At 40.4% G+C, this 14,191-nt stretch carries 16 protein-coding genes; 8 read left to right on the plus strand and 8 right to left on the minus strand.

The window, feature by feature from the left end; translation table 11 throughout:
* The first annotated feature begins 37 nt into the window (after window positions 1-37).
* Entirely contained in the window at window positions 38-1,399 is a 1,362-nt protein-coding gene (locus ACXAFE_RS15270) for a leucyl aminopeptidase family protein (protein WP_475154163.1), read from the plus strand.
* A gap of 7 nt (window positions 1,400-1,406) precedes the next feature.
* Here ACXAFE_RS15270 and ACXAFE_RS15275 read toward each other — a convergent pair whose 3' ends face one another.
* The 4 genes from ACXAFE_RS15275 to ACXAFE_RS15290 form a co-directional block, all read right to left on the minus strand.
* Window positions 1,407-1,724: a ribbon-helix-helix domain-containing protein gene (locus tag ACXAFE_RS15275; RefSeq protein WP_054978785.1), complete on the minus strand. Its 318-nt coding sequence runs from the start codon at window positions 1,722-1,724 to the stop codon at window positions 1,407-1,409.
* Window positions 1,711-2,376 (minus strand): AAA family ATPase, encoded by a 666-nt coding sequence (locus ACXAFE_RS15280; protein WP_475154167.1) that lies wholly within the window; start codon window positions 2,374-2,376, stop codon window positions 1,711-1,713. Before ACXAFE_RS15280 ends, ACXAFE_RS15275 begins: the two co-directional genes overlap by 14 nt.
* The gene (locus ACXAFE_RS15285; protein ID WP_475154170.1) at window positions 2,373-2,687 is read right to left on the minus strand and encodes a PilZ domain-containing protein; all 315 of its coding nucleotides are present in this window, start codon (window positions 2,685-2,687) and stop codon (window positions 2,373-2,375) included. Before ACXAFE_RS15285 ends, ACXAFE_RS15280 begins: the two co-directional genes overlap by 4 nt.
* 136 nt (window positions 2,688-2,823) lie before the next feature.
* Window positions 2,824-3,891, minus strand: coding sequence for a beta-ketoacyl-ACP synthase 3 (locus tag ACXAFE_RS15290; RefSeq protein WP_475154171.1), 1,068 nt, complete (start codon window positions 3,889-3,891; stop codon window positions 2,824-2,826).
* 85 nt (window positions 3,892-3,976) lie between these two features.
* Here ACXAFE_RS15290 and ACXAFE_RS15295 point away from each other — a divergent pair, with 85 nt between their 5' ends.
* From ACXAFE_RS15295 to ACXAFE_RS15315, 5 genes are all read left to right on the plus strand, one after another.
* A complete protein-coding gene (locus ACXAFE_RS15295; protein ID WP_475154174.1) occupies window positions 3,977-5,227 on the plus strand; it encodes an ATP-binding protein in 1,251 nt (416 codons plus the stop codon).
* Window positions 5,224-5,760, plus strand: a complete 537-nt coding sequence (locus ACXAFE_RS15300) for a response regulator transcription factor (RefSeq protein WP_475154179.1) — start codon at window positions 5,224-5,226, stop codon at window positions 5,758-5,760. The genes ACXAFE_RS15295 and ACXAFE_RS15300 overlap by 4 nt, the downstream gene beginning before the upstream one ends.
* Entirely contained in the window at window positions 5,753-6,004 is a 252-nt protein-coding gene (locus tag ACXAFE_RS15305) for a hypothetical protein (RefSeq protein WP_475154181.1), read from the plus strand. Before ACXAFE_RS15300 ends, ACXAFE_RS15305 begins: the two co-directional genes overlap by 8 nt.
* Window positions 6,005-6,171: 167 nt before the next feature.
* Window positions 6,172-6,432 (plus strand): CBU_0592 family membrane protein, encoded by a 261-nt coding sequence (locus ACXAFE_RS15310; protein ID WP_054978850.1) that lies wholly within the window; start codon window positions 6,172-6,174, stop codon window positions 6,430-6,432.
* Between the two features lie 20 nt (window positions 6,433-6,452).
* Window positions 6,453-7,409 carry a hypothetical protein gene (locus ACXAFE_RS15315; RefSeq protein WP_475154184.1) on the plus strand — a complete coding sequence of 319 codons (957 nt, stop codon included), beginning with the start codon at window positions 6,453-6,455 and terminating at the stop codon, window positions 7,407-7,409.
* Between the two features lie 26 nt (window positions 7,410-7,435).
* On the opposite strand, the gene ACXAFE_RS15320 is transcribed toward ACXAFE_RS15315, so the two are convergent.
* From ACXAFE_RS15320 to ACXAFE_RS15330, 3 genes are read right to left on the minus strand one after another with little or no spacing between them, the layout of a single operon-like run.
* Complete coding sequence (locus ACXAFE_RS15320) at window positions 7,436-7,912, minus strand: FKBP-type peptidyl-prolyl cis-trans isomerase (protein WP_475154185.1); 477 nt, start codon at window positions 7,910-7,912, stop codon at window positions 7,436-7,438.
* 49 nt (window positions 7,913-7,961) lie between these two features.
* Window positions 7,962-8,681, minus strand: coding sequence for a tetratricopeptide repeat protein (locus ACXAFE_RS15325; protein WP_475154187.1), 720 nt, complete (start codon window positions 8,679-8,681; stop codon window positions 7,962-7,964).
* Window positions 8,682-8,694: 13 nt separating this feature from the next.
* Window positions 8,695-10,644 (minus strand): putative bifunctional diguanylate cyclase/phosphodiesterase, encoded by a 1,950-nt coding sequence (locus ACXAFE_RS15330; RefSeq protein WP_475154190.1) that lies wholly within the window; start codon window positions 10,642-10,644, stop codon window positions 8,695-8,697.
* 334 nt (window positions 10,645-10,978) lie between these two features.
* Between ACXAFE_RS15330 and cdd the strand changes: the two genes are divergently transcribed.
* Window positions 10,979-11,806: a cytidine deaminase gene (gene cdd / locus ACXAFE_RS15335; protein ID WP_475154195.1), complete on the plus strand. Its 828-nt coding sequence runs from the start codon at window positions 10,979-10,981 to the stop codon at window positions 11,804-11,806.
* 35 nt (window positions 11,807-11,841) lie between these two features.
* Here cdd and udp read toward each other — a convergent pair whose 3' ends face one another.
* Window positions 11,842-12,594, minus strand: a complete 753-nt coding sequence (gene udp / locus ACXAFE_RS15340; protein WP_475154199.1) for a uridine phosphorylase — start codon at window positions 12,592-12,594, stop codon at window positions 11,842-11,844.
* 115 nt (window positions 12,595-12,709) lie between these two features.
* On the opposite strand from udp, the gene ACXAFE_RS15345 reads away from it, so the two are divergent.
* Complete coding sequence (locus tag ACXAFE_RS15345; RefSeq protein ID WP_475154201.1) at window positions 12,710-14,173, plus strand: cobyric acid synthase; 1,464 nt, start codon at window positions 12,710-12,712, stop codon at window positions 14,171-14,173.
* Window positions 14,174-14,191: the final 18 nt, after the last annotated feature.

Below are 14,191 nucleotides of genomic sequence, written 5' to 3' on the forward strand. Positions count from 1 at the left end.
GCTATAACCAAAGTGTGCAAATTATAAAGGCCAAATTATGACTCAAGCCCTTGTTAATAAATCTGAAGGGATCCCGCTTAGCATTAAATCAAGTGCAGAATTTGACGCGTGGCAAGAAAAACAATCTGACGTAACTAAGAACTGGCTTAAATCACTAAGCTTTGAAGGCCGTGGTGTGTTGTTAGTGCCAAATTTTGAAAGTGGCACATTAAGCGAAGCCGTGTTCTTTTGTAACGATACTAACGAACTTTGGTCATGTGGCGACCTCGCTTCGCAGTTACCAGCAGGTACCTATTTACTCAATAATGATGCAAACACAAATAAGTTAGTAGCAACCAGCTTTGCGTTAGGTGCGTATGACTTCACACCGTACAAAGAATCTAAACCAGTAAGCGTAAAACTCGCTATTGCTGATAAAGCCTTGTTTGATGAAGTTACAACGTATGTAAAAGGTGTTTCAATTGTTCGCGATCTCGTGAACATGCCTGCAGGCGACATGATGCCACAACACCTTGCAGAAATAATGTCTGATATGGCTGATGAATTTGACGGCGAGTTTTCTCAAATCGTTGGTGATGAACTATTAGAGCAAAATTACCCAACAATCCACGCTGTAGGCCGAGCAAGTGCAAACAAACCACGCTTACTTGATTTACGTTGGGGTGATAAAAATGCGCCGAAAGTAACTTTAGTGGGTAAAGGCGTGTGTTTCGATTCAGGCGGGTTAGATTTAAAACCGGCATCAGGCATGCGTTTAATGAAAAAAGACATGGGTGGCGCTGCACACGTACTTGGTTTAGCGCATATGATTATGGCGTTTAACTTACCAATTAATTTACGTGTAATGATCCCTGCGGTTGAAAATGCAGTGTCGGATAATGCATTACGTCCTGGTGATGTTATTAAAACACGTAAAGGTATTACCGTTGAAATTGACAATACCGATGCAGAAGGGCGCTTAGTGTTATGTGACGCACTCGCTGAGGCGGTAACAGAAAAGCCAGATACGCTGATTGATTTTGCAACGCTTACTGGTGCGTGCCGTATTGCGCTAGGTGCAGAATTACCGGGCTTTTTCAGTGATGATAAATCACTTGTTGAGGGGCTAGAATTAGCTGCAGACGACGTACAAGATCCAGTATGGCATTTACCACTACATAAAGCCTATAAAGATTTGTTAAACAGCACGGTTGCAGATATGACAAACTGCGCGTCAGGCCCATTTGGTGGTGCGATCACCGCTGCACTTTATTTACAGGAATTTGTTGAACAAGATATTTCATGGGTACATTTTGATGTAATGGCGTGGAATATCCGTAAGTTACCGGGTCGACCTGTTGGTGGCGAGGCATTTGGTGTACGCGCGGTTCTAAAGTATTTACAAAACAAGTACAGCTAAACCGAGATCACTTGGCGTTGATATGATCTAACAGTGAATCAATCGTTAGATCATCACCTTCGGCAAGTTCTGCAATTAATAAGCGCAGAATATAAGATTTAGATAACCCTGATTGCTTTGACAGCGTATCGAGTTGTTTAATGTTATCAGGAGAAAGGGTGAAAGTAGCATTTTTGTACTTTCGCCCTTTTTTTATGTGTCGTGATTTATCAAGGGTTGCATCTTTACCTTGTGCATACAGGTTTGCTTGCTCAATAAACTCATCAACCGAAATTTTCTTCTTTCGGTTGTTGCCATTTCCTTTTTTTAAATCAATTAAACTCATGGCCGTGAACCACTTCCATCGTTAATAACTCATCAACAATGGCTTTAATTTCAAGGGCAGCTTTACCATCAGGATCAATTTCAATCACAGATTTACCGTTTTCTTCGCTGTCATCGTATATATTTCGACTGTGGGTTATTGAATTAAGTACTGGTATACCATATGACGCACACACTTCTTTCGCTTCTAAAATACGTGAGGCTTGATTAGGCAACGAAGGGCACTGAGTAATAACAAACGCGGCGTTAAGTTTTGGGTTAACCATTTTGCACGTTGTAAGTATATCTTCCATATGGGGAACTGTTTTTAAATCCCTGCGTTTTGGCCTGAGTGGAATGAGTGTGTGATCAGCTACTGACATCGCAGCGCGAAGTGCTAAGTTATCTTGCCCACCACAATCGACGATAACATAATCATAATGGTTTTCAAGACTAAGAAGATCATTACGTATTTTACCGTACAGTTGCACGCAATTAATCAGTGGCAACTGAGGATTGGTATTACGAGCTTGGATCCAATCTGACGAAGTTCGCTGAGGGTCACAATCTACAATCAAAACGGTATAATTTTGTAGGGTAAGGTATACAGCAACATTTTGCGCAAGACAGCTTTTACCGCTACCGCCTTTTTCACCGCCAACAAGAATAATCATTTATCCTCTCCTTGTTCGACAAATACCATGGCCACATCGTACCAATCGTGAACTTCGCTCTCTCGCAATACCCTTGCATAAAATTGGTTTGACGCACCTAACTTGTCGCGAAATGTTACCTTAACGGGTTGATTTGTAATGATAGGTCGGTCTATATTCACTTTTAACCCACCGTTCGAAACATCAATGCACATTGCTTGGCGTTTTATTATTTTGCCATCTTCGCATTGCCACTCTAATCCAATGAGTTCTTTTTCCATGTCGAGCCGTAATGAGCGTCTTTTTTCAAGTTTGGAAGTTTGCTCATGCATAGTAATACCCTTTAAACAATCGCTAAATTGCACTCCATTACCCTTGGTATGGCGCATATATCACTATTTAAAGCGTAGTGTTAAAAGGTAATTTTGCAAATAAGAAAGCCCGTATAAACACGGGCTTAAAGAAAGGCTATTGACAGTGTTTTACCGCATCGGCGATTAGTTCTAGCCCGCTTTTATCGCAAGCGGTTAACGTATGGCTTGGTGGAATAATCGGGGTTACGCGCTCACCCCATTGAATAAAACTTGCAGCCCATGTTAGGCCCGCACCAAATGCGGCAGAAATTACGCGGCTGTTTTCTTTAATCAGGCCATTTTCAACTGCTTCACAAATCGCAATAGGAATTGTCGCGGCTGAGGTATTGCCGTATTTATCAATGTTCACCATTACTGCGTCATCGGGTAAATTCACTTTAGATTGAATTGCTTGAATGATGCGTAGGTTTGCTTGGTGTGGAATAAGTACATCAATGTCAGAAATCTCGCTACCAACTTGCGTTAATACATCATCAACTGCAGTCGTCATACCTTTTACCGCTCGCTTAAATATTTCGCGACCTTCGAATAATAGATCAGACGGGCCAACTGGCTGATATTTATCGGTGTTGGTACCTGAATTTGTAATGTGTAGAATTTCTCTATCTTCGCTGTCGCAACCTGTCTTAGTGCCAAGAAGGCCTGTTTTATCATCGCTTGCCTCAAGCACCACAGCACCGGCGCCATCACCAAAAAGTACACCGCTATCGCGACGTTGCCAATTAACATACCAAGTCATACGTTCAGCGCCTATGACAACCGCTTTTTTAATCATGCCTGATTGAATTTGTGCGGTTGCGTTTTGTAATGCGTACAAAAAGCCTGAGCATGCCGCGTTTAAATCACATGCAGCGGCACCCGTTGCATTTAGGTTTTTTTGAACTTCTGATGCCGTGTTTGCAACCATGGTAGACGGAGAGCAGGTTGCTAAAAGTACTAAATCTATTTCGTCTGCATTTTTGATGCCAGCACAATCTAGCGCGTTTTTTGCTGCGATAGTCGCAAGGTCTGCGGTACTTTGATGAGAGATGCGCCTTTCTTTTATACCTGTACGTGTGGTGATCCATTCATCGTTGGTGTCCATAATTTGGCTTAGATCATCATTTGTCAGTTTTACTGGCGGAATGCATTTTCCCCAACCGGTAATTTTGGCATACTTCATTAGCAACCCTTATTGTGATTTCTTTGTGTGTTGAACTGGTTATACCAGATACAGTGCGTTTTGTCTTTGTTTAAACGAGTTAGTTATGACTTTGCTTGCTAAATTTCTAAGTGCTGAACCTGCGCTTGCTTATCGAAAACCGATCAGCCGATTGTTATTCTTACGGACGGTGTCTATTGCTATTCAGCTTATTAGCGTTATTGTGCTGCATTTTTCGGTTAGCAAAAATGATTACGTTGGTGTACTACTGCTGGTTATTGCGTTTGAAACCCTGTTCCACTTAGCAAGTATTGTTTATTTTTCGCGTCTTAATGCGACTAATTTTGCGTTGGCACTGCAAATATTGGCTGATATTTCGTTTTTGAGTTTGCTATTACTTTATAGTGGTGGGGCAACCAACGCGTTTGTTTCGTTATTGTTACTGCCGCTTATCATTGCTGCTGTGTGTTTGCCGCTTCGCTGGCTTGCTGTGTGCTCGCTTACCGCTGTTAGCTTTTATACATTATTGGTGTTCAATATGCCAAAACACACGATGCATCATATGGATATGCAAGAGCATTTTTTAGGAATGTGGATTAATTTTGTATTGTCCGCGCTGGTTGTTACCACCACAATTAGTGCCTTGGTGAAAGCCAATGCCAATAAAGAGCGCCAGATGGCAATTCAGCGCGAAGAAACGTTACGTAGTGAACAATTAATGGCTCTAGGTACAGCTGCTGCACAAGTCACACACCATTTGGCAACACCGATTGCCAACCTTCAAATGATTTATGAAGATTTACTCGATGAAATCGGTGAAAACAATTCACTTATAAATGAAATGGCGCAGCCACTGACTCAATGTACTGAACAATTGGCATATTTTCGTGATTACGCAAGCCAAATTAAAGAAAATAAAATAAAGGAAAAATGTGTTAATACGGTAATTAATGAGTTTTATGATGCGTGTTTATTGCACTTTCCAGAGCAGCAAATTGTGCTAACGAATTCAGCCTCAACATCAAGTAAAATCAGCTCTGATAGTTTATTACTTTCAGCGCTGATTAACTTAGTGCAAAACGCTGTCGATGCGAACAGACAAACTCAACGTAATCAAATCGAAATCAATGTCGATGAAATAGACGGTCAATTGAATATAGACATTGAAGACGCAGGCGCTGGCTTTGATTTAGATCTACTTGATTCATTAGGACACGAAACAATCAAAAGTCAAAAAGGTATGGGCATAGCGCTCTTTTTATCTAATACCACTGTAAACAAATTGGGCGGTAAATTGATTATTGCGAATAATCAAGATGTTGGCGCAAAAGTAAGTGTAAGGTTGCCATTACTATGAAATTACTAATTATTGAAGACGATAATGCATACGGTCAAACACTTGCCAGGCGTATGAGCAAACACGGATTTAATGTAGAGCACGTCACTCATGCTGACGAGGTGTTGATTAAGGCAAGACAGTACTTGCCAGAATACATCCTGCTTGATATGAAACTTGGCGCGCAAATTAGTCTGCCATTAATTAAACCGCTAAGGGCATTGTTACCTAATTGCAAAATTGTATTACTAACTGGCTTTGCCAGCATTGCAACTGCGGTAGAAGCGATACGATTAGGCGCTAATGATTATTTAGCAAAACCTACAGATACTAAATCCGTTGTTGCTGCGTTAACAGGAGAAAAAGCCGAAATAGCATTTGATGAAACACCAATTTCGAGCGAGCAACTAGAATGGGAACACATTAATCAGGTATTAAAAATCAATAATGGAAACGTATCTGAAACAGCACGACAACTCGGTATGCATAGAAGAACATTACAACGTAAACTGCAAAAAAAACCGCAACTGACTAAAACCGAACATTATGGCTAAACCGAACAAAAAATTACCTGAGCGCGTGGTTAAAATAGTGTGTGTTGGTTGTGGCGCTAAGCTATTTAAATATCACAAAAATGGTAAAGGCGCGTTAGTTAAGTGTTTTAAAGAGCGGGTAGCGGTAAATTACTGTGAAAACGCATGTCACTGCCCAAATTGCAATCAAATATTTGCCCGTGAGCAGATTATTCGTGGAGCCGCTGCATATAAAATCATTGGTGGTAAGGCCAAAATAGATTAATGCAAATAAGCAATAATAGGGGACATATGTCATGGTAACGGCTCACCGGTAAGATAAAATTATTCGGTTTGAGGATTTGCCTCAACTACAAGCTGTTTCATGGATGGAAATCGCCCTCCCCACGGAAAGGGCCAGCAAATTTGGGCGCTAAAGCTTGGAGTTTTCAATTGATCTCAATAATTTTTGATATTATCGGTATGACCGGTACGTTTCTTGTCGTCGGTGCGTTCTTTTTACTACAGTTAGAGAAAGTAAAACCAACGGGTATAGGTTACAACATGATGAATCTATCTGGTGCAATTTTATTACTTATAAGTCTCTGTTATAATTTCAATTTAGCAAGTTTTGTAATTGAATTGTTTTGGATAGCAGCGTCACTAATTGGTCTTTATAAGTACTTTAAGGCACCAAAAGAGGCGATAAGCTAAGGTCCCAATAAGGAGAGGGAGTGTTATTAAATTATTGTCGTCGATTATCTATTCTGACGTTATTAGTAGTCCCTTTCCTATCTCAAGCGAGTATCTCTAACTCCTCAGAAAAGTCAGCAAAACCCCCATTGACACTGGAAGTAAAAAAAACGGTTACGGATAGCGCAACGTTTTTACAAAGCCAGCTTAATACCCATATGCAAAATTCGGCGCAGTGGCTTGACCAATTATTGGTAAGTGAAGGCAGCGAAAAAACACGCGCTACGGCAAAGGGCTATGTTTCACTCGGTTTTGCGCCAAGAGCAAGAGATTTATCGGATTTTGATAATCAATTTAAAGTCTCACTCGATTTACCTAATTTAGAAAACAAGCTAAGCGTTATTATCGATAATGACGAAGCAGAAGAAGACCGACTGCCTTTTCAAAGTATATCGGGGCAAGATCAAGATAATCATGTTAACGCAGCATTAAACTGGTATATGTTGCAAAAACAGAGGTTAAACATTGAACATAGAATCGGTGTTAGCCGCTCGAATCTTTATGCACAAAGCCGTCTTAAATATCAGCAAAAAATTGAAAAGTGGCGCTTTAGCGTTTCGCCAAGCATTGAATATTACCTTGAAGATGGTTGGGGAGGGCGTGTTAATACACGACTTGATAGACAAATAGAGAGCGACCAGACTCTAAACTTCGCATTTAACACCCGCTATGTTGAAAGTGAACCGACTAATCGTGTTTCGCTTGGTATATTCCACAGTCATACTTATAACAATGATCAAGCTGGTGTAACGGGTGTGTGGTTAAAAGATAGTTTCAGCGGCGAGCGAAGCTATTATGCATCTTATCGTTGGCGAACCCGTTTTTTTGAACATTGGTTATTTTTTGAAGTTGAACCATTTGTTGAGTTCAGAGAGCGCTACGATTTTGACGATGAACCTGGGATTGCGCTTCGATTAATAGCCTATTACGGTGTGTAGCGCTGTAAGTTTCAGTGTAAATGCGTTTATTTGTCTATCGCGATAAGTTCAATTTCAAATACGAGTAGTGATGCTGGCGGAATTTTTCCAACAGCACGCTTACCATATGCTAAGTTATAAGGAATAAAGGCTTTTACTTTTTCGCCACATTTCATGTGTTGTAACACTTCAGTCCAACCTGGGATCACTTGGTTTAGTTTAAAAGATAGGGGGGTGTTACGTTCAACTGAAGAATCGAATACCGTACCATCAAGTAATGTACCGTGATAATGACAAGTCACCTTTGATTGCATTGAGGGCTGTTCACCTGAGTTACATGGTCTGAGCACTTCATATTGCAGGCCTGACGCAGTTTCAATGACTTCGCTACGTTTTTTGTTTTCTGATAAAAACGCGTGTTGTGACTCAATGTTTATCTTGGCGCGTTTAGCATTTTGAACTGAAGATTTAATAATAAGTGTAATTAATGCACAAATAATGAGGAAAAGTATGAAGTTAAGCACAGGCGGTCCTTAAATTAAGAACCATGCCTGTACTTGTGATAAATTGCAATTAGATACGACGGTCGTCACCGTAGTATTTACCCGCAAGGATTTTTTGATACAGCTCATTCGCTTTTTCAGATGCTTCTTTTACTTGCGATGGTGACATTTTTCGCTCATCAAGTTTACGACTGTGGCTGGCATCTTTATGGCCATTAAATTCAGCGACTGTGTTCCAAATGAACGACATTTCAATATTTTTATCCACACCTTGGCCTTCAAAATAAAGTAGTGCGAGATTAAATTGCGCCGCCGCATAGTTTTGCGCGGCTGCTTTTGTGTACCAGTCTTTTGCCGCATAAAAGTCTTGAATCACACCGGTGCCGTTGGCATACATGACACCTAAATTAAATTGCGCTGCAGCCAGCCCTTTTTTTGCTGAACTCTCGTAAAGCGAAACGGCTTTTTGCAGGTCTTTTTTAACGCCTTTGCCGTCTTGATATAAGGTTGCAAGTGCAAACATCGCATCGGCTTCACCTAGTTTTACGCCTTTAGCATATAATTCTGCCGCTTTTTTGGGATTACGTGGTAAACCATAACCAAATTCGTGCATTTGGCCTAAGTGGTACATGGCAGGACCATAATTATTTTCGACTAAGTAATTAAAATGAAATAGTGCCGTTTCAAAATCCCCTTCATTCGCAGCATCAATAGCCTGTTGTAAGTCGGCTTTAACTAAACAGCTTGTAAATACGAGGCAGATCGTGATTATTTTTAGTATGTGTTTCATTTTTTTGATTTCCCTACTTTACGGAATGAAGTTTATGTCGCGACATTGGTTCGTTTTCCGGTAGCCATATATTGGTACCTGTCGCAGCGATATGATTTAAATTAGTACGCAATACCTTGGTGCCAACGTTATTTGAAGTTTCTGGTTTTGATACTAAATACCCTTGCACACATTGAATACCCATTTTTCTAACGAGTTCAAATTGCTCGGCACATTCAACGCCTTCAGCTACCACTTTAAGGTTAAGATCTTTACCCAGCTCACTAATGGAATTAAGTATTTTATTATATTTCGGATTATCATTCGCCTGATCAATGAATAATTTATCAATTTTAATAACATCGACAGGTAATTCAGCGAGAGTGCACAATGAACTAAAGCCTGTACCAAAGTCATCTATTGCGATAGTTATGCCTTGATGTCTTAGTTTTTGTAGGCTTTCAGTCGTTTCACGTGAAGCTTCTATAAAACACGACTCAGTGATTTCCAACATTAGCGCTTTTGGCGGTAACCCTGCTTTTTCGATGGTTTCTATTACCCAATCGTAGAGTTTACGGTGTTTTAACTGAACGCCTGATATATTGACAGAAATGCGTACCTTGGTCATACCCGCGTTGTACCACGCTGACATTTGGCGGCACGCTTCAAATAAAATCCAATCGCCAAGTTCGAGAATTAAATTAGACTCTTCAGCAATCGGTATGAATTCAGTGGGCGTTATTGTCCCTTCAACAGGGTGATGCCATCTGACTAAACATTCAAAATAATCTATGCTGCAGTCATCAACATGCACAATTGGTTGAAATGATAACGAGAAGTTATTACTACCTAGCGCGAGGCGCATTTCTTCAAGCAAGTAATGATAGCGTCGCATTTTACTGCCCATTTCAGGTGAGTAGACGCGGAATATACCGCGTCCGTCAGTTTTGGCACGATACATAGCTACATCGGCCATTTGTAAAAGGGCGAAGGGACTTGAAGCGCTATCAGGGTAGATAGCAATGCCAATACTCGCACCAATTTTTACTACTTTATTGCCTAAAACAAAATCACGTTCAATTTCATGTAATACATTCTGGGCAACGTTAACAGCCAGTGATGGTTCAAGTAGATCACTGATAAATATTGAAAACTCATCACCGCCTAAGCGCGATAAATTTTGTTCTATGCCATTGATTGGGTGTTGAGATGATAAGTTGTGATTTCTTACTATTATGCGCAAACGTTCTGCAACTTGAATGAGCACTTCATCGCCAAAACTATGACCAAAGGAGTCGTTAACTTGTTTAAACCCGTCGAGGTCAATAAACAGTAACGCTTGTTTTTTTGTGGCTTGCTCTGCATAAGTTAGCTGCTCTTTTAAATGCGCTAAATATGCGTGTCGGTCCGCTAGTCCAGTAAGCTTATCTTGAAATATGCTGGTTTCGGTGTCTTTTATATAACGTTCAACGGCTTCGGTGAGTGAGCTAATAGAATGGTTTAGGCGTGCTAGGTTATTCTCTGTTTCATACTTTGGTAAATCCAAATTAAACGCGCTAAGCAGGTTATCGGTTTTGTTATTAAGAATTGAAATCGCTTTATTCAGTGACTTTTGCTTTTTGGAGGTGATGACGAACGGCATTAAAATTGCGAAGCCTAATAAAATGAGCAGCGGTAGATTGGAAAATAACAACATGTCACTGAACATTTTACTAAGCGGCACGGCAACTACATGCTGCTCAGTGCTTTCGAGCTGCACATATAACTCACCATCACTGCTAATAATATCAATATAACTAAATAGCGAGGAGAAAATACTGGGTTGATCTGCATCGAGTTCGTTGGGGTTAAGATCGACCGTATTTACCGGAGAATCCTCATGGTGTGATAATGCAACACCTTGCGTGAGAGACAAAGCTAATACTAAATATATAGCGACAATAAACCCAGTTGTGAATAACGCAACGCGGGAGACAGTTTTCATCATTTGCACTTTTTAATCCTGCACGGCTTTCGCAAATTCCATACGTTAACATTAAGCAAGTATAGTTTATGAACGCGCCGTTACCAGTTTTTATTTTACCCATGAACTCTAGCATACCTTGAAAAATAAATCTTTATAATCATTGAGTTCGGTCAAAGTATGGCAAATTGTTTGTCACCTATACAGATGCCCCTAACGGCGAAGACGTGATTTAAATTTCTATTGATTCTTAACGTAAAAATATCGATTTATTATGAAAAGCGGACAATTGACCTTAGTATTTTATTTACAATACCAGTAGTGTGAACTGCCATGTTTTGAGTTTTCATTAAATATGCAAGCGAATAATAATTTTGAAACGGTGTTATCGGATTACACCAAGAATAAGTCTTACTTAACTCATCAAGAACTCATTTCACTTAAATCTCAGTTCGATAGCGAGCAATCATTCTTTGACGCGTTATTAAAATGGGTGTCTGAATACGCAATTGCGCCGGTTTCACAGTTTAAAGTGGCAGCCTTGGCGATTGAGAGCAGCGGTGAAGGGCGCTTATTTTTCGGCGCTAATTTAGAGTTTTCCCATCAAGCCTTGAGTTTGGTCGTTCATGCTGAACAAAGTGCTATTCATAACGCACTGTTACATGGGGTTGAAGCAATTGAAAAGCTCGTGATTAATGCTTCACCTTGTGGCTATTGTCGTCAGTTTATTAATGAAATTCAGTTAGACAAGCAACCGCTAATAAATGTGCACGGTGTTGAGAAAACCATACAGCAATACTTGCCAGACGCATTTGGCCCAAGTGATTTAGATAACCATACGCCATTGTTTAGTCAATCTTTAGCACCATGTCGCGACTTAAATAAGTATGTTAAGCAAAGCTATGCGCCATATTCTGGTAATTTTTCTGCCTGTCAAATACAGAATGTGAATGGTCACAAGTACTTTGGCGTTTACCTTGAAAATGCAGCGTACAGTCCGAGCTTATCGCCTTTACAAGCAGCACTCAATCAAGTGCAGTTACATAATCGAGAAAGCGGGTTACAAGGAATAAGTGAAATAGTGATTAAACAAACAAAAGGAAAAGCAAATCAATTAGGTGTTGCTAATGCGGTAGCGATGAGTCTTGGTAGTAATATTAAGGTAACAATTGAGGAAGTCTAACCACTTCCTCAATTTTATGGTGTATTAATTTTAGACTAAACCAATAATTCAGCGGCTTTAATTACGGCGCTAACGGCTTTCTTTTCAACAACTTGATGGTCAACATCAGGAATTTCACTTTTCGTTCTATTAACTAGTACACCGGCAACACAGGCAGCCTTTAGGCCTAGCGCAGAACACATCGTAAATAACGTTGCTGATTCCATTTCGTAGTTCATAACGCCAAGTTTTTGCCATTCATCAAAGCTACCTTGAAACGCTTTTGTCACATAGCCTGAGTAAGTATCGTAGCGCTCTTGTCCTGGGTAGAAGGTATCTGATGAAGCCGTTATACCCAAGTGATAGGCTGCACCTAATTCGTCACATGCGCTTACCATCGCATTAGTTGCAAAGAAATCGGCAACGGCTGGGTATTGAATTGGCGCAAAATGTTGGCTTGCACCATCTAAACGAACAGATGCATGGCTAATTAATAAATCACCTTCGTTAATGTTTGGCTGAATTGCGCCCGTTGTACCAACGCGTAAAAACGTTTTAATTCCTAGCTGTGCGAGTTCTTCAACTGCGATTGATGTACTTGGGCCACCAATACCAGTAGAACATACGATTACTGGCTGCTGTTTGATATAGGCCAAAAAGACATGATATTCACGTGTTTTTGCAAGTGCGATAGGGTTATCAAGCTCGTTCGCAATGCGTTCTGCGCGTGCTGGATCACCGGGTACGATAGCGAGTTTAGCACCTTCTACTTGTGCTTTATCTAATCCTAAGTGGAATACTTTTTTCATCCTGTATGCTCTAACTTGGCAAATATTAATAACAGTTTGAATTAGCGTGCAAAATTGTAAAGGACAATGGTCCGTTAATTTGTTAGTGTGCAGCAAAAAATATATAGAGAATTGTATGAAAGCCAAGCACACATTGATGGTTCAAGGCACAACCTCAGACGCTGGGAAAAGTGTGCTGGTTGCGGCGCTTTGTCGTATTTTAGCCAACCATAATATCAAAGTAGCACCGTTTAAGCCGCAAAACATGGCGCTTAATAGTGCGGTTACCGCAGAGGGTGGCGAAATTGGTCGTGCGCAGGCTGTACAGGCTGATGCGGCTAGAATAGAACCACATGTTGATATGAATCCGGTGTTGTTAAAACCAAATTCTGATATTGGCGCGCAAGTTATTGTGCATGGTAAAGCAATTGGTAATTCAGATGCGGTCGATTATCATCAAATGAAACCGCAATTACTGGGTGCCGTGCTCGATTCACATCAACGATTATCGCAGCAGTTTGATGCAGTGATTGTTGAAGGGGCAGGATCGCCTGCAGAGATTAATCTACGCGACCGTGATATTGCTAACATGGGCTTTGCAGAAGCGGCAGATTGTCCGGTAATTATCGTTGCCGATATCGACAAAGGGGGCGTATTCGCACACCTCGTTGGCACCTATGAACTGTTATCTGATACAGAAAAAGCCAGAGTGGTTGGATTTGTAATTAATAAATTCAGAGGAGATATAAACTTACTGTTACCTGGCAACCAATGGCTTGAAAACAAATTAGGTATTCCGGTACTTGCTACAATTCCTTATATACCTGAGTTATATATAGAGCCGGAAGATGCACTCGATTTCAATCAAATATTAAGCACAAATAATGCAATTAATATAACGGCAGTGGTTTACCCTCGCATATCCAATCATACTGATTTTGATGTGTTAAGATTGCATCCAAACGTCAATCTAAGATACGCCCGTACGCCAAACGCGGTAGATAAGTGCGACTTACTTATCTTACCCGGTTCAAAAAGTGTCATGGGTGATTTGTCGTTTCTTGTTGATAACCATTGGCAGCAATTTATCGCGCGTCATTTGCGCTATGGCGGCAAAGTATTTGCGATTTGTGGTGGTATGCAAATGTTAGGTCAACGACTTTATGATCCTAAACATATTGAGTCTAATAGAGATGAAATGGCTGGCCTAAATTACTTGCCAATCGAAACCACTTTACAAGGCGCGAAAACCTTAAGTCAAACAAAGGCACATTGCTTAACGAGTGGAAGTGCTATTTCAGGCTATGAAATTCATGCAGGTAAAACAATTGAAACCGCAACGGTAAAACGATTGTTTAAACTCACAAACGGTGAATTCGATGGCTATGAATCACAAGATGGGCAAATAAAAGCGACGTATTTACACGGTGTACTAGACAACCCACGCTTTTTATCACAACTCCTCGAGTGGGCGGGGTTAACCGGTGCAACTGGATTTGACTATGAAAGTGAAAAAGATAATCAGATAGAGAAACTAGCGACAGAAGTTGAAAAAGTACTGCCGATTAACGTGATAAAACAGTTATTAAGTTTAAATTAAAACGAAAACATCAACACA

It is taken from the genome of Pseudoalteromonas sp. ABV4_021 (genome assembly GCF_056159365.1).

Coding starts and splice junctions, on each gene's coding strand:
- ACXAFE_RS15280 (WP_475154167.1), bottom strand. CDS start 2,376: ATGATTATTCTTGTTGGCGGTGAAAAAGGCGGTAGCGGTAAAAGCTGT.
- cdd (WP_475154195.1), top strand. CDS start 10,979: ATGCAAGCGAATAATAATTTTGAAACGGTGTTATCGGATTACACCAAG.
- ACXAFE_RS15270 (WP_475154163.1), top strand. CDS start 38: ATGACTCAAGCCCTTGTTAATAAATCTGAAGGGATCCCGCTTAGCATT.
- ACXAFE_RS15275 (WP_054978785.1), bottom strand. CDS start 1,724: ATGAGTTTAATTGATTTAAAAAAAGGAAATGGCAACAACCGAAAGAAG.
- ACXAFE_RS15305 (WP_475154181.1), top strand. CDS start 5,753: ATGGCTAAACCGAACAAAAAATTACCTGAGCGCGTGGTTAAAATAGTG.
- ACXAFE_RS15290 (WP_475154171.1), bottom strand. CDS start 3,891: ATGAAGTATGCCAAAATTACCGGTTGGGGAAAATGCATTCCGCCAGTA.
- ACXAFE_RS15285 (WP_475154170.1), bottom strand. CDS start 2,687: ATGCATGAGCAAACTTCCAAACTTGAAAAAAGACGCTCATTACGGCTC.
- ACXAFE_RS15330 (WP_475154190.1), bottom strand. CDS start 10,644: ATGAAAACTGTCTCCCGCGTTGCGTTATTCACAACTGGGTTTATTGTC.
- ACXAFE_RS15325 (WP_475154187.1), bottom strand. CDS start 8,681: ATGAAACACATACTAAAAATAATCACGATCTGCCTCGTATTTACAAGC.
- ACXAFE_RS15300 (WP_475154179.1), top strand. CDS start 5,224: ATGAAATTACTAATTATTGAAGACGATAATGCATACGGTCAAACACTT.
- ACXAFE_RS15345 (WP_475154201.1), top strand. CDS start 12,710: ATGAAAGCCAAGCACACATTGATGGTTCAAGGCACAACCTCAGACGCT.
- udp (WP_475154199.1), bottom strand. CDS start 12,594: ATGAAAAAAGTATTCCACTTAGGATTAGATAAAGCACAAGTAGAAGGT.
- ACXAFE_RS15295 (WP_475154174.1), top strand. CDS start 3,977: ATGACTTTGCTTGCTAAATTTCTAAGTGCTGAACCTGCGCTTGCTTAT.